Consider the following 24,711-nt stretch of genomic DNA (forward strand, 5'->3'; position numbering starts at 1 on the left):
GACCGGCACATCCTGACACGCGGAGGGGCGGCCCGTGATCGAGCTGCCCCTCCGTTCGCGCAGAGCGTCAGTGGACGGGCAACGCCCGTGCTGTGGAGGCCTGTTGATCTCCGGGGACCGAGTCGGCGCCGTCGCCGCCGCCCTCGCCAGGGGCCTCCGCTCCGGGCTTTCGGCCCAGGTGGTTGAAGGCGAGGTTGAGGACGACCGCGACCAGGCATCCGGTGCTGATGCCGGAGTCGAGGATGATCTTCAGGTGGTCGTTGAAGTGCTCGTAGAAGGTGTTCGAGACGACCGGGATGACGCCGACGCCGACCGAGGTGGCGACGATGAGCAGGTTGTTGCCGTCGGAGAGGTCGGCCTCGGTGAGGGTCTTGATGCCGCTGGCCGCGACCGAGCCGAACAGCACGATGCCGGCGCCGCCCAGCACCGGCTGCGGTACGAGGGCGATCACGGAGGCCAGTGCGGGACACAGGCCGAGCAGGATGAGGATGCCGCCCGCCGCCGCGACCACGAAGCGGCTGCGGACCTTGGTGATCGCGACGAGGCCGATGTTCTGCGCGAAGGCGCTGGCCATGAAGCCGTTGAAGACCGGGCTGAGGGCGGAGCCGAGCGCGTCGGCGCGGATGCCGGCGGCCAGCATCTTCTCGTCGGCCGGCTTGTCCACGATCTTGCCGAGCGCCAGGATGTCGGCGGTCGACTCCGTCATGCAGACCAGCATGACCACGCACATCGAGATGATCGCCGCGATCTGGAACTCGGGCGCTCCGAAGTGGAACGGGTCGGGGAAGCCGATCAGGCCCGCGTCCTTGATGGGGCTGAAGTCCGACTTGCCCAGCGGGATGGCGAGCAGGGTGCCCAGCACCAGGCCGATGAGGATGACGATCTGCTGCAGGAAGCCGGTGAGCACCCGGCGCAGCACCAGGACGATCGCGAGCGTCGCGCCGGCCAGCGCGATGTTCGACACCGACGCGTAGCCGGGTGCGCCGGGCACGCCGCCCTGCGACCAGTTGATGGCGACCGGCAGCAGGGAGAGCCCGATGAGGGTGATCACCGAGCCGGTGACGACCGGCGGGAAGAAGCGGACGAGTTTGCAGAAGTAGGGGGCGAGGACGAACCCCAGCACCCCGGCGACGATCACCGCGCCGTAGATGACGGGCAGCGCGTGGCCGGGCGCCGCCGACTTGCCGATGGCGAGCATCGGGGCCACTCCGGCGAACGAGACACCGTTGACGAAGGGCAGCCGGGCGCCGATCTTCCAGATGCCGAGGGTCTGCAGCAGGGTGGCGAGGCCCGCCGTGAAGAGGCTGGCCCCCATGAGGAAGGTGATGTCCGCGGTGGACAGTCCTATCCCCGCGCCGACGACAAGGGGCGGCGCCACCACCCCCGCGTACATCGCGGCCACGTGCTGCAGGCCGCTGGTGATGAGCTTGCCCGGGGGCAGGGTCTGGTCCACGGGATGTACCGAATCCGATGCCACGGATTGAGCGACCACGGTTCCTCCTGTCGGTTACGCGAAGCGCACTGCGGATTTCAGGGAGGTGCATGTACGGGTCAAACATCAAGCAGAGGGGTGGGGGCGGCTGTTCTTCGTCAAGGTGCGGATATGTGCGGGTACACAAAACGCCGCCCCCGGGGATCCGGGACCGACCGTGGTCCACGGGCCGGGGGCGGCGCTGCCGGATCCGCGCGAACGCGGGACCGGCGGCCGGTCAGGGGCCGTCCCTCCCTGACCGGTTGCTCTGGGTGGGGTCTAGACCAGGCCGGCGATCTTGGCCAGGCGCTGGGCCTGGACGCGGGTGAGACGCGCGATGGCGTCCTCGTCGACCGTGGTGAGGTGGTTGTTCTCCACCACCGGCTTGCCGTTGATGAGCGACAGGGTGACCGGGGCGGCCGCTCCCATCACCAGTGCGGCGACCGGGTCGGCGATGGACGAGTGGCCGATGCCGTCGAGCTTCCACAGCACGAGGTCGGCGAGCTTGCCGGCCTCGATGGAGCCGATCTGGTCGGCGCGGCCGAGCACCTGCGCACCGCCGTAGGTGCCCAGGCGCAGCGCCTGGCGGGCGTTGAGCGCCTTCTCACCGCCGCCGAGGCGGTTGATGAGGAGCGCGTTGCGCAGTTCGGTGTGCAGTTCGCCGGACTCGTTGGAGGCGGTGCCGTCCACGCCGAGGCCGACCGGCACGCCCGAGGCGAGCATGTCCGGGACGCGGGCGATACCGGCCGCGAGGCGGGCGTTGGAGGAGGGGCAGTGCGCGACGCCGGTCTTCGTGCGGGCGAATGCGGCGATGTCGGAGTCGTTCATGTGGACGCAGTGCGCCATCCACACGTCGTCGCCGAGCCAGCCGGTGGACTCGAAGTAGTCCGTCGGGCCCATGCCGAAGAGTTCGTGGCAGAACTTCTCCTCCTCGACGGTCTCCGAGCCGTGCGTGTGCAGGCGGACGCCCTTGCGGCGGGCGAGCAGCGCGCCCTCGCGCATCAGGTCGGTGGAGACGGAGAAGGGGGAGCACGGTGCGACGGCGATGTGCAGCATCGAGTCGAACGAGGCGTCGTGGTGGGTGTCGATGGCCTCTTCGGTCGCGGCCAGCGCGCCTTCGAGGGTCTCGACCGCGAAGTCCGGCGGCAGGCCGCCGTCCTTCTTGCCGCGGTCCATGGAGCCGCGGGCGGCGGTGAAGCGGACGCCCATCTCCTTGGCGGCACGGATCTCGGCGCCCAGCAGGTCGCCCGAGCCCTGGGGGAAGACGTAGTGGTGGTCCATCGCGGTGGTCACACCGCCGCGGGCCATCATCGCCAGGGAGCCCTGGGCGGCCGCGTAGACCATCTCCTCGTCGATCCGCGCCCAGGTCGGGTACAGCTCGACGAGCCAGTTGAAGAGGTTGCTGTCCTGGGCGAGACCCCGGGTGAGCCACTGGTAGAAGTGGTGGTGGGTGTTGACCAGGCCCGGGGTGACCAGATGGCCGGTGCCGTCGACACGGCGGACGACGTTCTCCAGTCCCTGGGGGGCAGCGCCGGCGCCTACCGACTCGATGCGGTTGCCCGCGATGACGACGTAACCCGAGGCGTACTCGGTGTCGTTCGCGTCCACGGTGGCGATAGCGCAGTTCTCGATGACGATGCGCGGTGCTGCCATGGCAGTTCCTCGTGCTTCCTTCTCGATGGACGAACCCGGGGGTCGAGCGGGGTGACGACCGGGTCCGCAGTGCTTCCTTGCGCAGATGCCCCCGCTCTCCCCCTGGTACCCGCACCGGAGTGCGGGGACCGTGACGCCGGCGCGCGCGTCGGGGGACAAGGCAGAAGTACTACAGGTTGGTGAGATCCACCGGGATGCGGGCCTCGACACCGTCGCGGAGGACGGTGCCCTCGATCAGGCCGTAGGGCCGGTCGGCGGCGAAGTACACCTCGTTGTCGTTCTTCAGGCCGAACGGTTCGAGGTCCACCAGGAAGTGGTGGCTGTTCGGGAGCGAGAAGCGGATCTCGTCGATCTCCGAACGGCTGTTGATGATGCGCGCGCCCATCTGGTAGAGCGTCTGCTGCAGCGAGAGGCTGTAGGTCTCGGCGAACGCCTGGAGCATGTGCTTGCGCGCCTGCTCGTAGGACTTCTCCCAGTTGGGCATGCGCTCGTCGTCGCTGGTCCAGTTGTAGCGCCACTTCGCCGACACCTCGGTGCACAGGATGCGGTCGTACGCTTCCTTGAGGGTCGTGTACTTGTCCTTGACGAACCCCCAGAACTCCGAGTTGGTGGAGTTCATGACCTTGAGGTCCTTCAGGCCGGAGATGACCTCCCACTTCTCACCGTCGTAGGTGATCTGGGTGGTGCGGAGCTCCTGGTTGGTGCGCGCGAAGGAGTGGTTGACCTCGTCGGCACCGATGAAGCGGGAGTTGCCGTCGGAGGACGCGATGCGCTCCCAGCTGTACTCCTCGATCCGGATCCGGGCGATCTGGATCGGCTCCTGGCTGGTCACGAAGTGCCGGGCCAGGTGGATGCCGAACTGCTCGGCCGACTCGATCCCGTACTCCTTCGCGAAGGCGTACACGGTGTTCTTGGTCGTGTCGGTCGGCAGCACGTTGGCGTTGCTGCCGGAGTAGTGCACATCGTCCATGTCGCCGGAGAGGGCGACCGAGACGTTGAGGTCCTTGATGTGGTGGGTGTCGCCGTCCCGCGTGATCTTGACGACGCGGTTTTCCGCTTTGCCGTACTGGTTCTGGCCGAGAATCGTGGGCATGACGGTGCTAGCTCCCTCGGTATACGGAGTAGCCGAACGGGTTGAGCAGCAGCGGTACGTGGTAGTGCTCACCCGGCTGGACGGCGAAAGTGATCGCCACCTCCGGGAAGAAAGCGCCGCTGTCCCTTACGCGGGGGGCGTCCTGCTGTGCCTCGGCTGAGATCTTTTGGGTGGTGAAGTACTGCTCGACCGCGAAGTCGAGCCGTACGTGTGTGGTGCCTTCCGGCAGGGCCGGCAGATCCTTGCAGCGGCCGTCGGCGTCCGTCTTGGACACGCCGTGCGGCGCCCAGAGGGCGTCGATGCCGTTGCGCACCGACAGTTCCACGGGGACGCCCTCGGCGGGGCGGCCGATGCTGGTGTCCAGGATGTGCGTGGACACGGAGGTCTCCGTCATGACGGGTCTCCTTCTGCTGCGAGTCGGGTCAGCCGGATACGGTTGATCTTTCCCAGTTCGGCGCGGACGATCTCACGTTCGGTGTCCGTGTCGTTGCCGATCCGCTCCTTGAGGGCGGCCAGCATCTGGTCACCGGTGCGTCCGGTGGCGCAGATCAGGAAGACATGTCCGTGGGCGTCCTGGTACGCGAGGTTCAGCTCCAGGAGCTCTTCGCGCACCGATTCCTGGACGCCGGCCTGCTCCCGCTCGGAGGTCGGGTCGCCCGGCTTGGGGCGGCCGATCGGCGGGTGTCCGGCCATCGCCTCAGCGAGGTCGTCGGCGGTCAGTCCGGCCATGGCCGCGTCGCTCGCCACGAAGAGTGCGTCGAGGTCCTGGTACGGCCGGCCGGCGATCACCGCCGCGCCCCACGACCGGCTGGCGCACACCTCGTGCAGCAGTCCGGCCGCGTCGGACGCGGTGGCTGAGTTGAGCCGGGCGAGGCCCGGCGAAGCGCTGGAAGTCACAGCCGCAAGCTACGAGCCGGGATCCGGCCACGTCAACACTTTGTTGAAAACTTCCCGTAACAAAGGTGGCCGGGAAGTTACGGCAGCGGTCGCTCAGCGATCACTCGGCGGCCTTCGCCGCGTTCTCCCTGTTCAGGTAGTTGTAGACGGTGAAGCGGCTCACGCCCAGCGCGGAAGCGACCGTTTCGACCCCGTGCCGCACGGAAAACGCGCCGCGCTCCTCCAGGATCCGGACGACGCTCTGCTTGTCCTTCCGGTCCAGCTCGGACAGCGTTCCGTGCCGGCGCTGGAGGTCGGCCAGGATGTGATCGAGCGAATCGGCCAGATGGGGCAACCGGACGGCGAGCACCTCCTCGCCCTCCCAGCTGAGCACCACATCATCGCCTCGCGCCTGATCCGGCGCGACCATCTCGGCCCCCATCGCGTCCACCAGCGGCTTGACCGCCTCGGCGAACGGGTGCCCCCCGGTCCCGGTCACTGATCGCCCTCCCCGATGACGTTCACCTGAAGCGAGACCCGGGTGGCGCCCGCGGCGAGGGTGCGCCGGAGCAGTTCGGCCACCGCGGCCACCACCGCCTCGGGAGAGCCCTCGGCGGTGTTGCCGAACGGTCCGACGTCCACCGCGTCCAGGTCCGCCGTCTCGACGACCTCGCGGGCGACCAGCGCATGGCCGGGAGCCTCGTCCAGGTCGAACGGTTCCGTCGTGAATTCCAGCCTCAGTTTCACGGGCCCAACCTAACCGGTCGGCCTCATGTGGCGACATCCGCACTTGACAGCCGGCGTCCGGTTCGTTCAGTCTTCCGTTAAGCAGAAACTAACTTCCGCAATACGGAAGGAGCGCAACGCTAGTGAGCCTCTCCGAAGCGCGCTTCGATGTGAACCTCTCGATCCTCTTCACGGAACTCCCGCTCCTGGAGCGTCCCGCGGCAGCCGCCGCGGCCGGCTTCTCGGCGGTCGAGCTGTGGTGGCCCTGGATCGAAACACCCACCCCCGCCCAGGCCGAACTCGACGCACTGCGCGACGCGCTGAACGACGCCGGCACCCAGCTGGTGGGCCTGAACTTCTACGCCGGGCAGCTGCCGGGCCCCGACCGGGGCGCGCTGTCGATCCCCGGCGAGGAGTCGGACCGCTTCCGCGCGAACATCGAGGTCGCCGCGGAATTCGCCCGGTCGCTCGGGTGCAAGGCGCTCAACGCGCTCTACGGTAACCGGGTCGAGGGCGTCGACCCCGAGGTCCAGGACGCCCTGGCCCTGGAGAACCTGGTGCTGGCGGCCCGTGCCGCCGACCGGGTCGGCGCGATCCTCCTCGTGGAGGCACTCAACAAGCCCGAGTCGCCGCTGTGCCCGATCGTCAGCGCACCGCGGGCGATCGAGGTCGTCGACCAGGTCAACGCGGCCACCGGACTCGGCAACGCCAAGTTCCTGATGGACCTGTACCACCTGTCGATGAACGGCGAGGACCTCAACGAGGTCATCGACCGCTACGCCGACAGGACCGGCCATGTGCAGATCGCCGACAACCCGGGCCGCAACGCTCCGGGCACCGGCACGCTGCCGCTGGACGACCTCGTGGGCCGCCTCCAGAAGGCCGGCTACGACGGCTGGATCGGCCTCGAGTACAAGCCCCTCGGCCCGAGTGCCGACAACTTCCAGTGGCTCTCCGCCCACTGATCCGAAAGGTCAACCATGAGCAACCTCCCCAAGATCGCATGGATCGGCCTCGGCATCATGGGCTCCCCCATGGCCGAGAACCTGGTCAAGGCGGGCTACTCCGTCACCGGCTACACCCTTGAGCAGGACAAGCTGGACCGCCTCGCGGCCAACGGCGGCACCGCCGCCGGCTCCATCGCCGAGGCCGTCAGGGACGCCGACGTCATCATCACGATGGTGCCCGCCTCCCCGCAGGTCGAGGCCATCGCCTACGGCGAGAACGGCATCCTGGAGAACGCGAAGTCCGGCGCGCTCCTGATCGACACCTCCTCGATCACCCCGCAGACCTCCGTGGACCTGGCGAAGGCCGCGGCCGCCAAGGGCATCCGCGTACTGGACGCCCCGGTCTCCGGCGGCGAGGCCGGTGCCATCGAGGCCGTACTGTCGATCATGGTCGGTGGCGAGAAGGCCGACTTCGACGTCGCCAAGCCGATCCTCGACACGCTCGGCAGGACGATCGTCCTGTGCGGCCCGCACGGCTCCGGCCAGACGGTCAAGGCCGCGAACCAGCTCATCGTCGCGGTCAACATCCAGGTCTGCGCCGAAGCCGTGGTCTTCCTGGAGAAGTCCGGCGTGGACCTGGAAGCCGCCCTGGAGGTCCTCAACGGCGGTCTGGCCGGTTCCACCGTGCTGACCCGCAAGAAGGACAACTTCCTCAAGCGCGACTTCGCCCCGGGCTTCCGGATCGACCTGCACCACAAGGACATGGGCATCGTCACCGACGCCGCCCGCAACGTCGGCGCGGCCCTGCCCGTCGGCTCCGTCGTGGCCAACCTGGTCGCCTCGCTGCGCGCCCAGGGTGACGGCGGCCTGGACCACTCGGCGCTGCTGCGCGGTGTCGAGCGGCTGTCCGGCCTGCCCGTCAACAGCTGACGACCCGGCTTCGGCCACCCCGCGAGGCTCCGCCTCGCCCCTGATCCCGCCCGGCGGTGCGTGACCTGTCCTGTCGCGCCCAAACGCACCGCCGGGTGGCACCAAACCTCGCATCACCAGGAACTTCAACAAACTGTTGACATTCCTCGGGGCCGGTCCTTACTGTCCGGTCTACCGACCCACACGCTTTCGCTTCCCTTGGTAGTTACGGAAGGCCGCCATGCCCAAGCACACGCTGACAACTGAGTCCGGCGCACCAGTCGCCGACAACCAGAACTCCGCCTCCGCCGGCCTCGGCGGCCCTCTGCTGATCCAGGACCAGCAGCTCATCGAGAAGCTGGCCCGCTTCAACCGTGAGCGCATCCCGGAGCGCGTGGTGCACGCCCGCGGCTCCGGCGCGTACGGCTACTTCGAGGTCACCGACGACGTCACCGGCTTCACCCGCGCCGACTTCCTCAACACGGTCGGCAAGCGCACCGAGACGTTCATCCGCTTCTCGACCGTCGCGGACAGCCTCGGCGGCGCCGACGCGGTACGCGACCCGCGCGGCTTCGCGCTGAAGTTCTACACCGAAGAGGGCAACTACGACCTCGTCGGCAACAACACCCCGGTGTTCTTCATCAAGGACCCGATCAAATTCCCGGACTTCATCCACTCGCAGAAGCGCGACCCGTTCACGGGCATCCAGGAAGCCGACAACGTCTGGGACTTCTGGTCGCACTCCCCCGAGGCGACCCACCAGGTCACCTGGCTCTTCGGTGACCGCGGCATCCCGGCCTCGTACCGGCACATGAACGGCTACGGCTCGCACACGTACCAGTGGACGAACGCGCAGGGCGAGGCGTTCTTCGTCAAGTACCACTTCAAGACCAACCAGGGTGTGCGCTCGCTCTCCTCGGAGCAGGCCGCCGAGCAGGTCGGCGCGGACGCCAACAGCCACCAGCGCGACCTCGTGCAGGCCATCGAGCGCGGGGTGAACCCGTCCTGGACGCTGCACGTGCAGATCATGCCGGCGGCCGAGGCGGCGGACTACCGCTTCAACCCGTTCGACGTCACCAAGGTGTGGCCGCACTCGGACTACCCGCTGCAGCGCGTGGGCCGGCTGGTACTGGACCGGAACCCGGACAACGTGTTCCAGGAGGTCGAGCAGGCCGCGTTCTCCCCGAACAACTTCGTGCCCGGCATCGGCCCGTCCCCGGACAAGATGCTCCAGGGCCGGCTCTTCGCCTACGCCGACGCGCAGCGCTACCGCCTGGGTGTCAACCACACCCTGCTGGCGGTCAACGCGCCGAAGGCGACGGAGGCCGTCAACTACGGCCGGGACGGCCTGGCGGCCACCCGCAACGGCAAGCGCGGTCTGAAGAACTACGAGCCCAACTCGTACGAGGGCCCGTCGCAGACCGACCTGGCGCTGTCCGCCCCGCAGGCGGTGTCCGGCTGGACCGGCACCCACGAGGCGCCGCTGCACGTCAAGGACGACCACTTCTTCCAGGCCGGCGAGCTCTACCGGCTCATGTCGGAGGACGAGAAGTCCCGTCTGATCGCCAACATCGCCGGGTTCCTCTCGCAGGTCACCCGCGATGACGTGATCGAACGCAACCTGGCCCACTTCCACGCCGCGGACACCGAGTACGGTGCGCGCCTGGAAGAGTCGGTCCGCGCACTGCGCGAGGGCTGACCCAAGAGCTGGCCCGCGCCGCCGTGAACTTCTGAGGGGTAGGTCACGGCAGCGCGGGCTACAGGTTCCGCCCGGCGGCGCGACGACTGTCCTGTCGCGCCAACTGCGTCGCCGGGCGGGTCCAATCTCCTGCAAGATGGGGTAACCCCCATTGCCGGAGCCCGCCTTGGAGAACGAACCATGGCAGAGAGTGTGCCCGTGCGCTGCCCGGCCTGCCGCCGCGAGCACGCGTTCAGCACCACCACTTACCCCTGCGCCTGCGGCACCCCGCTGACGCTCCCGCTGCTGCGCGGCGGAGTCCCGGTCGAGATACGGCACCGTTCGTGGGACGACTCCTGGGTGAGCATGCGCTGCCCCGACTGCGGCCGGCAGGACCAGTGGCCGCAGCCCGAGTTCGGCTGCGATTGCGGTTCGGTGATCCGGCTGCCGGTCGACACCACGGCGCTCACTCCTCCCGGCCCGGCCACCGCCGCCCTGCGCCCGCTGTCCGCCGCCCCTTCACCGCCCGCGGTCCCCGGCCCGCCGCCGCCCGCGCCGCGGCCGCCGTTCCGCCCGGTCACCATCCGCACCGCCCGTGACGCGCTCACCGCCGCCGCCCAGTACCTGAAGTGGCTCGGCTTCGCCGGCGTACGGGTGGCGGGCGACCACGCCGCCAACGGCATCGATCTGCGCGGCGACGACCTCGTGGCCCAGATCGACCCCACCACCCAGCCCACCGCGCTGCGCGACATCGAGTGCCTGTGGCTCAACTGCCTGAACGAGGACGCCGTCGGCGCGTTCTTCTCGCTCGCGGGCTACGCGCACGACGCGCGGCTGCGCGCCGACCAGTTGGGCGTCCCGCTCTTCGTGATGGATCTGACAGGCACTCCGCAGCCGGTCAACGACGCGGCCGACACGCTCATGCGGACGGGGCCCGTCATCCCCTGACCTCCCGAGATTTCGCGCGTACCGAGAGCGGGCTGCCGGTCGGCAGCCCGCTCTTTCGCGTCCTGAACAGGTCCGGAGCGAGACCGGAGCAGGTACCGCCTTGACGGGCGGAAAGCCTCGTTCTAGATTACTTCCATATAGCAGAACTAGACTTCCGCATTACGGAAACTAGCACTACGGAAAACCGGGCGCCCTGGCCTCGCAGCAAGAGCCCACCCCGACAGTCCGACCCAGGAGTACTCGATGCCTCGTATGACTGCCGCCCGTGCGGCCGTGGAGATCCTCAAGCTCGAGGGCGTCACCGACGCGTTCGGTGTGCCGGGCGCCGCGATCAACCCCTTCTACGCCGCGCTCAAGGCCGGCGGGGGCATCGACCACACGCTCGCCCGCCACGTCGAGGGCGCGTCCCACATGGCCGAGGGCTACACCCGTGCCAACCCGGGCAACATCGGCGTCTGCATCGGTACGTCCGGCCCGGCCGGTACCGACATGATCACCGGGCTCTACTCGGCCATCGCGGACTCGATCCCGATCCTGTGCATCACCGGCCAGGCCCCGGTCGCGGTCCTCCACAAGGAGGACTTCCAGGCCGTCGACATCGCCTCCATCGCCAAGCCGGTCACCAAGGCCGCCACCACGGTCCTGGAGGCCGCGCAGGTCCCCGGCGTCTTCCAGCAGGCGTTCCACCTGATGCGCTCGGGACGGCCCGGCCCGGTCCTCATCGACCTGCCGATCGACGTCCAGCTGACCGAGATCGAGTTCGACCCCGAGACGTACCAGCCGCTGCCGGTCTACAAGCCGACCGCGTCGCGCGCCCAGGTCGAGAAGGCGATCTCGCTGCTGCTGGAGTCCGAGCGCCCGCTGATCGTCGCCGGTGGCGGCATCATCAACGCCGACGCCTCCGAGCTGCTGGTCGAGTTCGCCGAGCTGACCGGCACCCCGGTCATCCCCACCCTGATGGGCTGGGGCATCATCGCCGACGACCACCCGCTGAACGCCGGCATGGTCGGCCTGCAGACCTCGCACCGCTACGGCAACGCGACGATGCTCGAGTCGGACTTCGTCCTGGGCATCGGCAACCGCTGGGCCAACCGCCACACCGGCAAGCTGGACGTCTACACCAAGGGCCGCAAGTTCGTCCACGTCGACATCGAGCCCACCCAGATCGGCAAGATCTTCGCGCCGGACTACGGGATCGCGTCGGACGCCAAGGCCGCGCTGGAACTCTTCGTCGAGGTCGCCAAGGAGCTCAAGGCCGCGGGCAAGCTGCCCGACCGCGCCGAGTGGGCCGCGTCCACCCAGCACCGCAAGGCCACCCTGCAGCGCCGTACGCACTTCGACAACGTGCCGATCAAGCCGCAGCGCGTCTACGAGGAGATGAACCGCGCCTTCGGCCCGGAGACCCGGTACGTCACCACCATCGGCCTCTCCCAGATCGCCGGCGCGCAGATGCTGCACGTCTACAAGCCGCGGCACTGGATCAACTGCGGCCAGGCCGGCCCGCTCGGCTGGACCATCCCGGCCGCGCTGGGTGTCGCCAAGGCCGACCCCGAGGGCTCGGTCGTCGCGCTCTCCGGCGACTACGACTTCCAGTTCATGCTCGAAGAACTGGCGGTCGGCGCGCAGCACAAGATCCCGTACGTCCACGTCCTGGTGAACAACGCGTACCTGGGCCTGATCCGTCAGGCGCAGCGCAACCTCGACATCAACTTCCAGGTCAACCTGGAGTTCGAGAACATCAACTCCCCGGAGCTGGGCGTCTACGGCGTCGACCACGTCAAGGTCGTCGAGGGTCTGGGCTGCAAGGCGATCCGGGTCACCGAGCCGCACGAGCTGCTGCCCGCCTTCGAGCTGGCCAAGAAGCTCGCCGCCGAGTACCGCGTCCCGGTGGTCGTCGAGGCGATCCTGGAGCGCATCACCAACATCTCGATGAGCGGCAGCGACATCGCCAGCGTCAACGAGTGGGAAGACATCGCGACCGAGCCGGGCCACGCCCCGACCTCGATCCTGCCGCTCGTCTGATCCCGCTCCCCTTACGGCACGACCGCACCCCCGGAGGACGGCCTGGGGTGCGGTCGTGTTCTGTTTCCAGCCCTAACCGCCCAGCGCGCCGAGGTAGTCGTGCACCGCACCGGCGTCGCCGGCCGGGGCGGTGAGCGCGATGTGGCCGTCCGGGCGGACCAGCACCAGGGCGTCGCCGGTGACGCCGTACTCGCGGGCCGCGTGCCCCGCGAAGTCGTCCAGGCCGCCGGGGCCCGCACCGATCGCGTAGGTCCACACCGAGTCACCGTGCCGGTCGGCGCTCTCCCGGAGCGCCGCCGCACTGCCGGCGCCGAAGCCGAGCAGTGTGAAGTGCGTGCCGCTGAAGATCTCGAAGAGCCGGACGGCGGCGCCGTCGGCGTCCCGCAGCGGGGCGTCGGGCGCGCGGTCGCCGGCGCGCAGCGGAGCGTCGTCGGCGCGGGCGTCGTGCTCGACGGCCAGCGAGCTCCAGCGGTAGCCCAGCCCCAGGCCGAGGATGTCGGGCGTGACCACGCCCTCCGTCCCGCTGCCCGCGGTCCTGATCGACCGCGAGACCTGGCGCCACAGCTCACCGCTGGTGTCGATGGTCCAGGCGGCGATCGGCAGCCTCTCCTCCTGGTAGGTGTCGAGCAGCCCGTCGCCGGCCCGGCCGGCGGCCACCAGCGCGAGTTTCCAGCCGAGGTTGTAGGCGTCCTGGATGCCGGTGTTCATCCCGAGGCCGCCCGCGATGGAGTGCACATGGGCGGCGTCCCCGGCGAGCAGGACCCGGCCGACGCGGAAACGGTCGGCCATCCGCTCGTTGACGCGGTAGGTGGAGATCCAGGCGGGGTTGGTGAGCCTGATGCCGGGGATCCGCGCGTGCCGGTCGAAGATCCGCTGGAAGCTCTCCAGCGACGCCTCCACCGGGAGTCCCGCCGCGTCCCGCTCGGGGGCCGCCTGGAGCTGGAACACCGAGGTGGCGGGGAGCGGGCAGAGCATGATGCCGCCGTCCTCGTCGATCCACTGGTGCCACAGCTCCTGACTCAGACCCTCGGCCTCGACATCGCCGATGACCATCAGCTGCTCCGGCAGCGTCCGGCCCTCGAAGGTGACCGGCAGCGCTTTGCGGATCCCGCTGCGGCCGCCGTCGCAGCCCACCAGGTAGGACACCTCGAGCCGCTCGCCGCCCGCGAGCGTGGCGGTCACCGTGTCGCCGGTCTGCTCGAACCCCGTCAGTTCGGTGCCGAACTCGACGTGTACGCCCCATTCGGCGAGCCGGTCCCGCAGCACCCGCTCGACGTTCCACTGCGCGACGAGCAGCCCGCGTACGTACGGGGTGCCGGGCGACGGGGAGAAGGTCGCGAAGGGATCGGTGTCGGAGACCACCTCGCCGCCCCGGTACTTGCGGAAGTGCAGGTCGTCGCGCCCGATCGCCCGCATGCGGTCGAGAATCCCCATGCCCTCGAAGACCTCCAGGCTGCGCGCGTTGAGCCCCTTGCCCCGGGAACCCGGCTGCGGTCCCGGGGACCTCTCCACGATCCGGACGGCGGTGCCGCGCCGGGCCAGTTCACAGGCCAGTGTCAGCCCGGTCGGTCCCGCTCCCACGATCAGCACGCTGGTCATCCGCTGTCCCCTCATCGAGCTCATCGGCGTTCGTCTGACAGCGATGCAACCATGACCGAGTTTCATATTCAACCGAGTAACGTTTTTGACTTGATTGCACTTCGGTTAGGATGGGCGCCATGGAGAACCGGCCAGGACCAACGGGCGGACTGCGGGAACTGAAGAAGGCCAGGACCCGGCAGGCCATCTCGGACGCGGCCATCACGCTGTTCCTCCGGCACGGCTTCGACCAGGTGCCGGTCGCCGAGATCGCCGCCGCGGCCGAGGTGTCCAAGCCGACGCTCTTCCGGTACTTCCCCACCAAGGAGGACCTGGCGCTGCACCGGTTCGCCGACCACGAGGGCGAGTTCGCCCGGGTGGTGCGCGACCGCCCCGCGGACCAGGCGCCGCTCACCGCGCTGCACCGGCACTGCGCGGCGGGCCTCGACGCCCGCGATCCGGTCACCGGGCTCAACGACACCCCCGAGGTGCTGGCGTACCTCGCGCTGCTCTACTCGGCGCCCGGCCTGGTGGCACGGCTGGCCGAGTACACCGTCCGCGACCAGGAGGCGCTGACCGGGGCGCTGCGGGAGGCTTCAGCGGCCGCGCCCGGCGACCTGCTGCCACGCCTCGCGGCGGCGCAGATCATCTCCGTGCGCCAGGTCGTCGCGCTGGCCAACTGGCGGAAGCTGTCGGACGGGCGCAGCGCCGACGACGTGTATCCCGAGGCGGTCGCGGAGCTCGACCAGGCCTTCGGACTACTGGGGCGGGGTCTCGCCGTCCACTACGGATGACATCTCCCGGATCGCGTCCTCCCGCAGTTCGATCTTGCGGATCTTGCCGCTGACCGTCATCGGGAAGGCGTCCACCAGGCGCAGCCGGCGCGGGATCTTGTAGTGCGCGAGCTGTCCGCGGCAGAAGGCGCCGAGCTCCTCCAGGGTGAGCGGGTCCGCGGGGTCGCGGAGGATGACGCAGGCCAGGATCTCCTCGCCGTACCGCTCGTCCGGCACCCCGACGACCTGCACATCGGCGATCTTCGGGTGGGTGTACAGGAACTCCTCGATCTCCCGCGGATAGACGTTCTCCCCACCGCGGATGATCATGTCCTTGATCCGGCCGACGATGGACAGATAGCCGTCGGGGCGCATCACGGCGAGGTCGCCGGTGTGCATCCAGCGCGCGGCGTCGATCGCCTCGGCGGTCCGCTCCGGCTCCTCCCAGTAGCCCAGCATCACCGAATAGCCGCGGGTGCACAGCTCGCCCGCCGTGCCGCGCGGCACCGTCGCACCGGTGGCCGGATCGGCGACCTTCACCTCGAGGTGCGGCATGACGCGGCCGACGGTGGCGGTACGGCGCTCCAGGTCGTCGTCGCGCCGGGTCTGGGTGGAGACGGGCGAGGTCTCCGTCATGCCGTAGGCGATGGACACCTCCGCCATGTGCATCTCGGCGACGACGCGTTTCATCACCTCGACCGGGCACGGTGATCCGGCCATGATCCCGGTGCGCAGCGACGACAGGTCGAAGGTCGCGAAGTCCGGCAGGTCCAGTTCGGCGATGAACATCGTCGGCACGCCGTAGAGCGAGGTGCAGCGCTCCCGTTCGACCGCGTGCAGGGTGGCGACCGGGTCGAAGGCCGGGGCCGGGATGACGATGCAGGCGCCGTGGCTGGTGGCGCCCAGATTGCCCATCACCATGCCGAAGCAGTGGTAGAAGGGCACCGGCAGGCACACCCGGTCGTCCTCGGTGTAGCCGATCATCTCGCCGACGAAGTACCCGTTGTTGAGGATGTTGTGGTGCGAGAGCGTGGCGCCCTTGGGGAAGCCGGTGGTGCCCGAGGTGTACTGGATGTTGACCGGGTCGTCGCAGCTGTTCGCCGCCTCGCACGCGGCCAGGTGCCCGGCCGGCATCCGGGACCCGCCCGCCACCAGCTCGTCCCAGCCCGGGTCGCCGATGTACACGACCTCGCGCAGCAGCGGACAGCCGTCGCGTACCTGCTCCGTCATCGCCCGGTAGTCGCTGGCCTTGTACGCGGTCGAGGCGATCAGCACCCCGATGCCGGCCTGCCGGAGGACGAACTCCAGCTCGTGCACCCGGTAGGCCGGGTTGATGTTGACCATGACGGCGCCGAGCCGCGCGGTCGCGTACTGGACGAGCACCCACTCCGGGCAGTTGACCGCCCAGATGCCGACCCGGTCGCCCCGGGCCACGCCCTTGGCGGCCAGCCCCAGCGCCACCTCGTCGACGGCCCGGCCGAACTCGGTGTAGGTCCAGCGGCGGCCGGTCGGCACGTCCACCAGCGCCTCGCGCCCGGGGTACGCCGCGACGGCCCGGTCCAGGTTGCGGCCGATGGTGTCGCCGAGCAGCGGGGTGCCGCCGGTGCCGCTCGCGTAGGACGGTTCGGCCGGGGAGGGTTCGGCCGGCTCCTTCGCGGGCGACGGTCCGGCCGGTCCGGTCCCGGTCATCGGTGGTCCTCCTCGCGGTACTCGGCGCTGCCGTCCCGGGCCGTGGCCTCGCGCAGCTCGATACGGCGGATCTTTCCGGAGACGGTCTTGGGCAGCTCCGCGAACTCCAGGCGGCGGACGCGCTTGTACGGGGCGAGCGCCGCGCGGGAGTGCGCGAAGATCGCCTTCGCGGTCTCCGCGCCCGGCTCCCAGCCCGCGGCGAGCACGATGTACGCCTTCGGCACGGCGAGCCGCAGCGGGTCGGGCGCCGGCACGACGGCGGCCTCGGCGACCGCCTCGTGCTCCAGCAGCACGCTCTCCAGCTCGAACGGGGAGATCTTGTAGTCGGAGGCCTTGAACACGTCGTCGGAGCGGCCGACGTAGGTGATGTAGCCGTCGGCGTCCCGCGAACCGATGTCGCCCGTGCGGTAGTAGCCGCCCGCCATCGCCTCCGCGGTGCGCTCCGGGTCGCCCGCGTAGCCGGTCATCAGCCCCACCGGGCGGTGCGCGAGGTCCAGGCAGATCTCGCCCTCGTCACCCTCCTTGCCGGTGACCGGGTCGACGAGCACGACCACGTAGCCGGGGCACGGGCGGCCCATCGAGCCGGTCTTGAGCGGCTGGCCGGGGCTGTTGGCGACCTGCACCGCCGTCTCGGTCTGGCCGAAGCCGTCCCGGATGGTGACGCCCCAGGACCGGCGGACGTGCTCGATGACCTCGGGGTTCAGCGGCTCGCCCGCCGCGACCACCTCACGCGGCGGGGTGCGCAGCGCGCTCAGGTCCGCCTGGATCAGCATCCGCCACACGGTCGGCGGGGCGCAGAAGCTGGTGACGCCGCAGCGGTCCATCTCCGCCATCAGCCGGGCCGCGTCGAAGCGCGTGTAGTTGTGGATGAAGACCGTCGCCTCCGCGTTCCACGGTGCGAAGAGATTGCTCCAGGCGTGCTTGGCCCAGCCCGGCGAGGAGATGTTGAGGTGGACGTCCCCGGGCCGCAGACCGATCCAGTACATGGTGGCCAGATGGCCGACGGGGTACGAGAGGTGGGTCTGCTCGACGAGCTTGGGCCGGGCGGTGGTGCCGGAGGTGAAGTAGAGCATCAGCGGGTCGGCGCCCCGGGTGGGGCCGTCCGGTTCGAAGGAGGCCGGGCTCGCGTACGCCTCCTCGTACGGGTGCCAGTCCAGGGCCTCGCCGCCGACGACGATGCGGGTGTAGTCCCCCGGCACCCCGTCGAACTTGGCGGTGTCCTCGGCCCGCACCACGACGTGCTTGGCGCCGCCGCGCTCGATGCGGTCCGCCAGGTCGGCCGGCCCGAGCAGCGGGGTGGCGGGGATGACGACGGCGCGCAGCTTCATGGCGGCGAGCGCGGTCTCCCACAGCTCGACCTGGTTGCCGAGCATCACGACGATCCGGTCGCCGGCCCGCACTCCGAGGCCCCTGAGGTGGTTGGCGACGCGGTTCGACCGGTCGGCCAGCTCCGCGAAGGAGAAGACGCCTTCCGAGCCGTCCTCCTCCACGATCCACAGGGCGGTGCGGTCGTTGTCCTCGGCGATCCGGTCGAACCAGTCCAGCGCCCAGTTGAAGTACTCGGGCTCGGGCCAGCGGAATCCCGCGTAGGCCGTCGCGTACTCCTCGCGATGCCGCAGCAGGAAGTCGCGGGCCGCCCGGAACTCCCCGGTCGGCCCCTCGGTCGCTCCGGTCGTCCCACCGGTCACCGCCATGTGTCCTCCTCAGTGCCTGACCGCTGAGTAGCATCGTCCATCCAGTGACCCGGGTCTCACCACCCCCGGACGGGGGTGTCGGGCTGAAGGAGTGACCGTGACCGAATCCGGCGAAGCCGTCGACGTACGGGCGGCCCTGCTGCGCATGCGGCGGTCCGGCGGACTGCCGGTCGCCTTCGGCGGGCTGCTGTCGGGCGGCCGCCAGCTGCGGATCTCGGAGCTTTCCGGCACGGAGACCTCCGCCCTGCGCACCCTGGCGATCACCCCGGGCAACGGCCTGGGCGGCAAGACCATCGCCATGGCCCGGCCGTTCGCCGTCACCGATTACCACGCGTCGAGGGTCATCAGCCATGAGTACGACCAGGCCGTCGCCGCCGAGGGTCTGCGGTCGGTCCTGGCGGTGCCGGTGGTCGTCCGCAGCAGGGTCCGCGGGGTGCTGTACGGCGCGCTGCGCCAGCCCATGACGCTCGGGGACCGGCCGCTGACGGCCGCCGTGGACGCGGCGCGGGAGCTGGAGCAGTCCCTCACGGTCCGCGACGAGGCGCACCGGCTGCTGGCCGTCTTCCACCAGCCGGTCTCCGTCGACCCCCGGGCCTGGGAGGAGGTCCGCGAGGCGCACGGCGAGCTGCGCGCCCTCGCCCCGCGGATCACCGACCCCCGGCTGCGGCAGGCGCTGCTGACCGCCTGCGGGCGGATCGCGGCCGCGTCGGGGGCGGCGGGGCGGGACGGCGCGGTCCTCGATCCGCTGCCACCGCCGGCGGTGCCGGTCCCGCCGCTGGCGCCGCGCGAGATCGATGTGCTCACCGCGGTGGCCTCGGGCGCGACGAACGCGGCCGCCGCGCGGCGGCTGGGGCTCCGGCCGGAGACCGTCAAGAGCTATCTGCGCTCCGCGATGCGAAAACTGGGTGCTCACACCCGGCTGGAGGCGGTAGTGTCCGCGCGCCGGGCAGGCCTGCTGCCCTGACGGCCACGGAGGTGACGGTGATGGTCTCGACCGACCGCCTGCTGGCGTTCGCCGCGATGTCCCTGCTGCTGGTCCTGATACCGGGCCCCAGCGTGCTGTTCGTGCTCGGCCGGGCCCTCGCCCACGGCCGCCGCACCGCCCTGGAGAGCGTGCTCGGCAACACGGTGGGCTCCTATGTCCTGGTCGTGGCGGTGTCGCTCGGGCTCGGCTCGCTGGTGGCGGGCTCCGCCGCGGTGTTCCTGGCGCTGAAGCTGGGCGGCGCCGCGTATCTGGTGTTCCTCGGGGTGAAGGCGCTGCGGCACCGCGGCGATCTGACGATGGAGCGGAACGTCCCCGGCACCGCCGCCCACGGCGGGCTGCGGACCCTGTGGGAGGGGTTCGTGGTCGGTGTGACGAACCCCAAGACGATGGTCTTCTTCGCCGCCGTGCTCCCGCAGTTCGTGGACCGGTCCGCGGGCCGGGTGCCTCTGCAGCTGCTGATCCTGGGCATGGTCTTCAGCCTGACCGCGCTGGTCTTCGACAGCCTCTGGGCCCTCACCGCCTCCGCCGCCCGCACCTGGTTCGCCCGCTCCCCGCGCCGGCTGGCGGCGATCGGCGGCACGGGCGGTCTGGCGATGATCGGCCTCGGCGTCACGGTCGCGGTCACCGGCCGGACCGACTGACCCCCCGGCGATCGGGCCGCCCGGTCGCCGTCCGCCCGGGATACCGGTAGACGTACGGAGCCGGGCCGTCGGCGCCGCCCTCCCGGGCGACCGCGCGGACCAGGCCGTGGTCCGGGGAGAGACCACAGGCCGGGTCGGTGCGGGCGGCGTCGCCCGTCAGGGCGAAGGCCTGGCACCGGCACCCGCCGAAGTCCTCGTCCCGGCGGGAGCAGGACCGGCAGGTGTCGCTCATCCACGCGGTGCCCCGATAGCGGTTGAAGGCCGGGGACCGGTCCCATATCCACTCCAGGGTGTGGTCCCGGATGTTCGGCGCGTCCAGGCCGGGCAGCGTGGCGGCGGCCGGGCACGGCAGGACGGTGCCGTCCGGAGAGACCGTCAGCGAGACCGCGCCCCAGCCGCCCATGCACGGCTTGGCGACGCCGTCGAAGTAGTCGGGCACCACCCACACCAGGTCGGGGTTGCCGCCGAGCCGGGTACGCCACCGGTCGACCGCGTCCCGCGCCACGGCCAGCTGTTCGTGGGAGGGCAGCAGCGCGGCACGGTTGAGCAGGCCCCACCCGTAGAACTGGGCGTTGGCGAGTTCGATCCGGTCGACGCCCCAGGCCAGGCCCAGTTCGACGAGGGCGTCCAGGGCGTCCAGGTTGTCGCGGTGCAGGACGACGTTCAGGCCGAGCGGCAGTCCGGCGGCGCGCACCAGCGCGGCCGCCCGTTCCTTCGCGGCGAAGGAGCGGCTGCCGGCGATCCGGTCCGAGGCCGCCGGGTCCGCGTGCTGCACGGACAGCTGGACGCTGCGCAGCCCGGCCGCGGTGAGCGCGCCGAGCCGGGCCTCGTCGAGGCCGGTGCCGCTGGTGACCAACTGCGTGTAGATCCCGGCGGATTCGGCGGCGGTGATGATCTCCTCCAGATCGGGCCGCAACAGCGGCTCGCCGCCCGACAGATGGGTGTGCACGACGCCGAACTCCCCGGCCTGGCGCATCAGGTCCTGCCAGTCACTGGTCGACAGCTCCTGCGAACGGGCCTTCAGCTCGAGGGGGTTGGAGCAGTACGGGCAGTGCAGCGGACAGGCGTGGGTGAGTTCGGCGAGCAGCGCCCAGGGGCGCGGCACCGCGGGTTCGGACGGCGCGGATCCGGCAGGGGTGGCGGGGGCTGTGGGGGCGGCTGGGGTGGGGTCGGCGGGTACGTCCGGGGTGGTCATCGCAGCCAGCCCTCCGCCCGCAGCCGGTCGAGGAAGACGGGTACGTCCGTGGCCACGGGTGCGCCGGGGAAACGTTCGGAGAGTTCGCCGACGATCTCCGGAACGCTGTGGCCGCCGTCGCAGAGCCGGACGATGGCGCCCGCCCGGCCGCTCAGCACGACGACCCGCTCGGGCAGTACCAGCAGGTCCGTCGAACGGACCCGGTCGCGGCGCAGCAGGATGGCGGGGGCGAGCGCGGGCCGCCAGTCGTCGCTCGTCACGGTCGTCACGCGTGGTCCACGGCGTCGAGCAGCGCCCACAGCACATCGCACTTGAAGCGGAGCGCGGCCACCGCGCGCTCCTGGTCGTCCCGGGTACGGGCCCAGCGCATGACCAGATCGAGCGCCTCCCCACTGTCCCGGCGGCCCTGCGTGACGCGGGTACGGAAGTAGTGCAGCCCGTCCGGTTCGATCCAGCGGTAGTGCCGTTCGAAGGCGTCGATGCGGGTGCGCATCAGGTCGGGGGCGGACAGTTCGGTGAGCGAGGCCGCGACGGCTTCGAGCGCGGGGCGCAGCCGGCAGAAGTTGACGTACCCGTCGACCGCGAGACGTACCCCGGGCAGCACGGTGGCGCCGGAGAGCAGTTCCGCACGGTCGAGCCCCGCGGCCTCGCCGAGGCGGAGCCAGCGTTCGATGCCGCCCTCGCCGTCCCGCGAGCCGTCGTGGTCCTGGATACGGCGCAGCCACATCCGCCGCAGTGCGGGGGTGTCGAACTTCGCGGTGATCAGGGCGTCCTTGACGGGGATGTGCCGCTGGTAGTGGAAGCGGTTGGCGATCCAGCGGCGCAACTCGTCCTGGCTGAGCGTCCCTTCGTGCATTCGCAGGTTGAAGGGGTGGCGGTCGTGGTACCGCTCCTCCCCCACCGCGCGCAGCCGTGCCTCGAATGCGGCCGGGCTCCAGGGCCCGATGCCGATGGCGGAGTCCGTGGGCGCTGCCGTCATAGCTCGATCACCATCCCGTCGGAGGCCACCTCGATGCCCAGCCCGGCCAGCAGCTCGTGCTGCGGCGCGGCCGGGTCCACGAGGGGGTTGGTGTTGTTGAGGTGGGTGTACAGGCGGCGGCCCGGCAGGCCGGTGAGGCGTTCCGCGGTGCCGTGCGGGCCGTCGATCGGCAGATGTCCCATGCCGGTGGCGGTGCGCCCCGAGATTCCGGTGCGACGGGGCTCCTCGTCGTCCCAGAAGGTGCCGTCGACGATGACGCAGTCGGCCGCCGCCGCGGCCCGCTGGAGGGCGTCGGGCCAGTCGGCCAGGGCGGGGGCGTAGACGGCGGAGGCGCCGGTGGCGCGGTCCCGCAAACGGAGCGCGATGACCCAGGCGGCGTCGGGCGCGCTGTCGGCGGCGTAGCGCGGCCGTTTCCCGGACACCGGTATGGCGTCGATCTCCACGTCCGAGCCGGCGGCCAGCGGCTCCGCGCCGGTCCCCAACTCCCGCCATTCCAGGATCGTGTACGGCGTCAGGACGTCACCCAGGCGCAGCCTCGTCAGAAGTGCGTGTCGTACGGGCGCGGTCGACACCACCTGCAGTCCGCGGGCCTCACGGAGCCGGGCGAGGCCGAGGGTGTGGTCGAGTTCGGCGTCGGTGAGGACGATTCCGGCGACCGGCGACTGCCGTGCGCCGGGTCCGGGGCGCAGCTCCGGGCAGTCCTCGATCTGATCGCCGATGTCAGGGGTCGCGTTGACGATGTACCAGCGGCCGGTGGCCGCGCGGACCGCGAGCGACGCGTGGCGGCGGCGCCACCCCGGGTGGCGGCGTGCCCCGGAGCACCCGGGGCACGCGCAGTTCCACTGGGGGACGCCGCCGCCCGCCGCGGTACCGAGTACCCGCAGCAGCACGGCGGCGGGCTCAGCGAGTGGCGAGCGAGTAGGCGGTCACTTCGAGCGCGGTCTCGACGACCGTGTACTCGGGCGTACTCCAGACCGCCGGGCTCTCCGGTCGCTCCCCCTGAGCCGGGGGCTGTTCCGTCGTGTCGGCCATGGCTGTGCACCGTCCTTCCTGTCGTGATGTCCTCGCGTGGATAGATCCGATCAGTTGGTGCGCGTGTGATAGCAGAACTGCCACAGCAGGCAGCAGTGCCATCAATCGGAGCGTATTCATCCGATCTGCTATCTGTAAAGGTTCTTGACGATTACTCGGCGGGCTCCTACCTTTCCGGTGCCGACCCGAGGAGGATGCCGTGAGACCGCACCGCCTGCTCTGCTCCGTACTGGCCACCGCGACCATCGCCGCCGCCGGAACCTTCGTAGCCCTGGCCCCCGCCGCCCCCGCCCACGCCCTGGAGAACGGCCTGGCCCGCACCCCACCGATGGGCTTCAACAGCTGGAACACCACGCAGTGCAGCGCCACCTTCAACGAGGCGATGGTCAAGGGCGTCGCCGACAGCTTCGTGTCGCTCGGCCTCAAGGACGTGGGCTACCAGTACGTCAACATCGACGACTGCTGGGCCGAGAAGACCCGCGACGCGAGCGGCAACCTGGTGCCGGAGCACACCCGCTTCCCGCACGGCATCAAGTCCGTCGCCGACTACGTGCACGCCAAGGGCCTCAAGTTCGGCCTCTACACCAGCGCGGGCACCAAGACCTGCAACGGCACCGGCGGCTTCCCCGGCGGGCTCGGCCACGAACAGCAGGACGCCGACCTGTTCGCGTCCTGGGGCGTGGACTACCTCAAGTACGACAACTGCAACAACCAGGGCGTCGACGCGCAGCAGCGCTACAAGGCGATGCGTGACGCGCTCAAGAAGTCCGGCCGGCCGATCGTCTACAGCATCTGCGAGTGGGGCCGCACCGACCCCAAGGTGTGGACCTGGGGCGCCGACGTCGGCAACCTCTGGCGCACCACCGGTGACATCAGCGACAACTGGTCGAGCATGATCAGCAGGGTGCACACCAATGACGATCTCGCCGCGCACGCGGGGCCGGGCCACTGGAACGACCCCGACATGCTCGAGGTCGGCAACGGCGGTATGACCGCCACCGAGTACCGCACCCACTTCAGCCTGTGGGCCATGATGTCGGCGCCACTGCTGATCGGCAGCGATGTCCGCTCGGCGTCCGCCGCCACCCAGGCGATCCTGAAGAACACCGACGTCATCGCCCTGGACCAGGACCCGTTGGGCAAGCAGGCCACCATCGTCTCGGCCACCGGCGGCCTCGCCGTCTACAGCAAGCAGCTCGCCGACGGCGACCGGGCGGTGGCGCTGCTCAACGAGACCGGCGCGACGGCGACGGTCTCCACCACCGCCTCGGCGATCGGCCTCGGCGGCTCGCCCTCGTACACGCTCAAGGACCTCTGGTCCAAGGCCACCCGCTCCACGACCGGCGCGATCAGCGCGTCCGTGCCGTCACACGCCACCGTCGTCTACCGGGTCTCCCGGGCCGGAGCTCAGCCGGACGGCTGGTACCAGGCCGAGGACGCCACCGTCGCGCAGGGCGCGGTGGAGTCCGACCACACCGGCTACACCGGCAGCGGTTTCGTCAACTACGACAACGTGACCGGAAGTTACGTCCAGTGGTCGGTGACCGCCGCGCAGGCGGGGCCCGCCACGCTCACGCTCCGCTACGCGAACGGGACGACGACCGGCCGGCCGATGGACCTCGCCGTCAACGGCACGGCGGTCTCCACCGGGCACCCGTTCGCCGGGACCGGCGACTGGAACACCTGGCAGAGCGCGTCCCTGACGGTCACCCTCAAGGCGGGCGCGAACACCGTCCGCGCGATGGCGACCACTTCGAACGGCGGACCGAACGTGGACCGGCTGGAACTCACCCAGCCATAAGGATCACGGCACGCTCCGCAG

At 70.4% G+C, this 24,711-nt stretch carries 24 protein-coding genes; 9 read left to right on the top strand and 15 right to left on the bottom strand.

Annotation, left to right across the window (positions count from 1 at the left end; translation table 11 throughout):
- Positions 1–67 precede the first annotated feature (67 nt).
- From LNW73_RS06275 to LNW73_RS06305, 7 genes are all read right to left on the bottom strand, one after another.
- Entirely contained in the window at positions 68–1,492 is a 1,425-nt protein-coding gene (locus LNW73_RS06275; RefSeq protein ID WP_250989251.1) for a nucleobase:cation symporter-2 family protein, read from the bottom strand.
- Positions 1,493–1,750: 258 nt separating this feature from the next.
- The gene (locus LNW73_RS06280; protein WP_250978306.1) at positions 1,751–3,124 is read right to left on the bottom strand and encodes an 8-oxoguanine deaminase; all 1,374 of its coding nucleotides are present in this window, start codon (positions 3,122–3,124) and stop codon (positions 1,751–1,753) included.
- 169 nt (positions 3,125–3,293) lie between these two features.
- On the bottom strand, positions 3,294–4,217 hold the full coding sequence (pucL, locus tag LNW73_RS06285) for a factor-independent urate hydroxylase (RefSeq protein WP_250978305.1): 924 nt from the start codon (positions 4,215–4,217) through the stop codon (positions 3,294–3,296).
- Positions 4,218–4,224: 7 nt separating this feature from the next.
- Entirely contained in the window at positions 4,225–4,611 is a 387-nt protein-coding gene (gene uraH / locus LNW73_RS06290) for a hydroxyisourate hydrolase (RefSeq protein ID WP_250989252.1), read from the bottom strand.
- A complete protein-coding gene (gene uraD / locus LNW73_RS06295; RefSeq protein WP_250978303.1) occupies positions 4,608–5,114 on the bottom strand; it encodes a 2-oxo-4-hydroxy-4-carboxy-5-ureidoimidazoline decarboxylase in 507 nt (168 codons plus the stop codon). Before uraD ends, uraH begins: the two co-directional genes overlap by 4 nt.
- Before the next feature lie 100 nt (positions 5,115–5,214).
- Positions 5,215–5,535: a helix-turn-helix domain-containing protein gene (locus LNW73_RS06300; RefSeq protein ID WP_250992822.1), complete on the bottom strand. Its 321-nt coding sequence runs from the start codon at positions 5,533–5,535 to the stop codon at positions 5,215–5,217.
- Between the two features lie 53 nt (positions 5,536–5,588).
- Entirely contained in the window at positions 5,589–5,840 is a 252-nt protein-coding gene (locus LNW73_RS06305) for a hypothetical protein (RefSeq protein WP_138357452.1), read from the bottom strand.
- Positions 5,841–5,962: 122 nt separating this feature from the next.
- On the opposite strand from LNW73_RS06305, the gene LNW73_RS06310 reads away from it, so the two are divergent.
- From LNW73_RS06310 to gcl, 5 genes are all read left to right on the top strand, one after another.
- Positions 5,963–6,784, top strand: a complete 822-nt coding sequence (locus tag LNW73_RS06310) for a TIM barrel protein (protein WP_250989253.1) — start codon at positions 5,963–5,965, stop codon at positions 6,782–6,784.
- 15 nt (positions 6,785–6,799) lie between these two features.
- A complete protein-coding gene (locus LNW73_RS06315) occupies positions 6,800–7,696 on the top strand; it encodes a 2-hydroxy-3-oxopropionate reductase (protein ID WP_250989254.1) in 897 nt (298 codons plus the stop codon).
- Positions 7,697–7,916: 220 nt separating this feature from the next.
- On the top strand, positions 7,917–9,374 hold the full coding sequence (locus LNW73_RS06320) for a catalase (protein ID WP_250989255.1): 1,458 nt from the start codon (positions 7,917–7,919) through the stop codon (positions 9,372–9,374).
- A gap of 180 nt (positions 9,375–9,554) precedes the next feature.
- Positions 9,555–10,301, top strand: a complete 747-nt coding sequence (locus LNW73_RS06325) for a hypothetical protein (RefSeq protein WP_250989256.1) — start codon at positions 9,555–9,557, stop codon at positions 10,299–10,301.
- A 243-nt stretch (positions 10,302–10,544) separates the two neighbouring features.
- Entirely contained in the window at positions 10,545–12,323 is a 1,779-nt protein-coding gene (gene gcl / locus LNW73_RS06330; protein WP_250989257.1) for a glyoxylate carboligase, read from the top strand.
- A gap of 72 nt (positions 12,324–12,395) precedes the next feature.
- On the opposite strand, the gene LNW73_RS06335 is transcribed toward gcl, so the two are convergent.
- On the bottom strand, positions 12,396–13,922 hold the full coding sequence (locus LNW73_RS06335) for an FAD-dependent monooxygenase (protein WP_250989258.1): 1,527 nt from the start codon (positions 13,920–13,922) through the stop codon (positions 12,396–12,398).
- 119 nt (positions 13,923–14,041) lie between these two features.
- Between LNW73_RS06335 and LNW73_RS06340 the strand changes: the two genes are divergently transcribed.
- Positions 14,042–14,695 (top strand): TetR/AcrR family transcriptional regulator, encoded by a 654-nt coding sequence (locus tag LNW73_RS06340; RefSeq protein WP_250978296.1) that lies wholly within the window; start codon positions 14,042–14,044, stop codon positions 14,693–14,695.
- Here the strand turns inward: LNW73_RS06340 and LNW73_RS06345 are convergent.
- Positions 14,660–16,363, bottom strand: coding sequence for an AMP-binding protein (locus LNW73_RS06345; RefSeq protein ID WP_250989259.1), 1,704 nt, complete (start codon positions 16,361–16,363; stop codon positions 14,660–14,662). The genes LNW73_RS06340 and LNW73_RS06345 overlap by 36 nt on opposite strands.
- A complete protein-coding gene (locus LNW73_RS06350; protein WP_250989260.1) occupies positions 16,360–18,057 on the bottom strand; it encodes an AMP-binding protein in 1,698 nt (565 codons plus the stop codon). The genes LNW73_RS06345 and LNW73_RS06350 overlap by 4 nt, the downstream gene beginning before the upstream one ends.
- Before the next feature lie 97 nt (positions 18,058–18,154).
- Here LNW73_RS06350 and LNW73_RS06355 point away from each other — a divergent pair, with 97 nt between their 5' ends.
- Together LNW73_RS06355 and LNW73_RS06360 are read left to right on the top strand one after the other, a co-directional pair.
- Positions 18,155–19,021: a helix-turn-helix transcriptional regulator gene (locus tag LNW73_RS06355; protein WP_250989261.1), complete on the top strand. Its 867-nt coding sequence runs from the start codon at positions 18,155–18,157 to the stop codon at positions 19,019–19,021.
- Positions 19,022–19,041: 20 nt separating this feature from the next.
- Complete coding sequence (locus tag LNW73_RS06360) at positions 19,042–19,683, top strand: LysE family translocator (protein ID WP_250989262.1); 642 nt, start codon at positions 19,042–19,044, stop codon at positions 19,681–19,683.
- Here LNW73_RS06360 and pqqE read toward each other — a convergent pair.
- The 5 genes from pqqE to pqqA are packed head-to-tail and all read right to left on the bottom strand — an operon-like array spanning position 19,664 to position 22,889.
- Positions 19,664–20,878, bottom strand: a complete 1,215-nt coding sequence (gene pqqE / locus LNW73_RS06365) for a pyrroloquinoline quinone biosynthesis protein PqqE (RefSeq protein WP_250989263.1) — start codon at positions 20,876–20,878, stop codon at positions 19,664–19,666. The genes LNW73_RS06360 and pqqE overlap by 20 nt on opposite strands.
- Positions 20,875–21,147: a pyrroloquinoline quinone biosynthesis peptide chaperone PqqD gene (gene pqqD, locus LNW73_RS06370; protein ID WP_250989264.1), complete on the bottom strand. Its 273-nt coding sequence runs from the start codon at positions 21,145–21,147 to the stop codon at positions 20,875–20,877. Before pqqD ends, pqqE begins: the two co-directional genes overlap by 4 nt.
- Complete coding sequence (gene pqqC / locus LNW73_RS06375) at positions 21,144–21,857, bottom strand: pyrroloquinoline-quinone synthase PqqC (RefSeq protein ID WP_250989265.1); 714 nt, start codon at positions 21,855–21,857, stop codon at positions 21,144–21,146. Before pqqC ends, pqqD begins: the two co-directional genes overlap by 4 nt.
- A complete protein-coding gene (gene pqqB, locus LNW73_RS06380; protein WP_250989266.1) occupies positions 21,854–22,747 on the bottom strand; it encodes a pyrroloquinoline quinone biosynthesis protein PqqB in 894 nt (297 codons plus the stop codon). Before pqqB ends, pqqC begins: the two co-directional genes overlap by 4 nt.
- A gap of 10 nt (positions 22,748–22,757) precedes the next feature.
- Positions 22,758–22,889, bottom strand: a complete 132-nt coding sequence (pqqA, locus tag LNW73_RS06385) for a pyrroloquinoline quinone precursor peptide PqqA (protein ID WP_250989267.1) — start codon at positions 22,887–22,889, stop codon at positions 22,758–22,760.
- A 229-nt stretch (positions 22,890–23,118) separates the two neighbouring features.
- Between pqqA and LNW73_RS06390 the strand changes: the two genes are divergently transcribed.
- Positions 23,119–24,690, top strand: a complete 1,572-nt coding sequence (locus LNW73_RS06390; RefSeq protein ID WP_441349488.1) for a carbohydrate-binding protein — start codon at positions 23,119–23,121, stop codon at positions 24,688–24,690.
- Positions 24,691–24,711: the final 21 nt, after the last annotated feature.

This window comes from Streptomyces sp. RKAG337 (genome assembly GCF_023701715.1).
In the GTDB taxonomy this organism is placed as follows: domain Bacteria; phylum Actinomycetota; class Actinomycetes; order Streptomycetales; family Streptomycetaceae; genus Actinacidiphila.

Bases quoted from the DNA above. Each gene is read 5' to 3' on its own strand.
- LNW73_RS06280 (WP_250978306.1), bottom strand. From the start codon at position 3,124: ATGGCAGCACCGCGCATCGTCATCGAGAACTGCGCTATCGCCACCGTG.
- pucL (WP_250978305.1), bottom strand. From the start codon at position 4,217: ATGCCCACGATTCTCGGCCAGAACCAGTACGGCAAAGCGGAAAACCGC.
- uraH (WP_250989252.1), bottom strand. From the start codon at position 4,611: ATGACGGAGACCTCCGTGTCCACGCACATCCTGGACACCAGCATCGGC.
- LNW73_RS06300 (WP_250992822.1), bottom strand. From the start codon at position 5,535: ATGGGGGCCGAGATGGTCGCGCCGGATCAGGCGCGAGGCGATGATGTG.
- LNW73_RS06315 (WP_250989254.1), top strand. From the start codon at position 6,800: ATGAGCAACCTCCCCAAGATCGCATGGATCGGCCTCGGCATCATGGGC.
- LNW73_RS06320 (WP_250989255.1), top strand. From the start codon at position 7,917: ATGCCCAAGCACACGCTGACAACTGAGTCCGGCGCACCAGTCGCCGAC.
- LNW73_RS06325 (WP_250989256.1), top strand. From the start codon at position 9,555: ATGGCAGAGAGTGTGCCCGTGCGCTGCCCGGCCTGCCGCCGCGAGCAC.
- gcl (WP_250989257.1), top strand. From the start codon at position 10,545: ATGCCTCGTATGACTGCCGCCCGTGCGGCCGTGGAGATCCTCAAGCTC.
- LNW73_RS06335 (WP_250989258.1), bottom strand. From the start codon at position 13,922: ATGACCAGCGTGCTGATCGTGGGAGCGGGACCGACCGGGCTGACACTG.
- LNW73_RS06340 (WP_250978296.1), top strand. From the start codon at position 14,042: ATGGAGAACCGGCCAGGACCAACGGGCGGACTGCGGGAACTGAAGAAG.
- LNW73_RS06345 (WP_250989259.1), bottom strand. From the start codon at position 16,363: ATGACCGGGACCGGACCGGCCGGACCGTCGCCCGCGAAGGAGCCGGCC.
- LNW73_RS06350 (WP_250989260.1), bottom strand. From the start codon at position 18,057: ATGGCGGTGACCGGTGGGACGACCGGAGCGACCGAGGGGCCGACCGGG.
- LNW73_RS06360 (WP_250989262.1), top strand. From the start codon at position 19,042: ATGGTCTCGACCGACCGCCTGCTGGCGTTCGCCGCGATGTCCCTGCTG.
- pqqE (WP_250989263.1), bottom strand. From the start codon at position 20,878: ATGACCACCCCGGACGTACCCGCCGACCCCACCCCAGCCGCCCCCACA.
- pqqC (WP_250989265.1), bottom strand. From the start codon at position 21,857: ATGACGGCAGCGCCCACGGACTCCGCCATCGGCATCGGGCCCTGGAGC.
- pqqA (WP_250989267.1), bottom strand. From the start codon at position 22,889: ATGGCCGACACGACGGAACAGCCCCCGGCTCAGGGGGAGCGACCGGAG.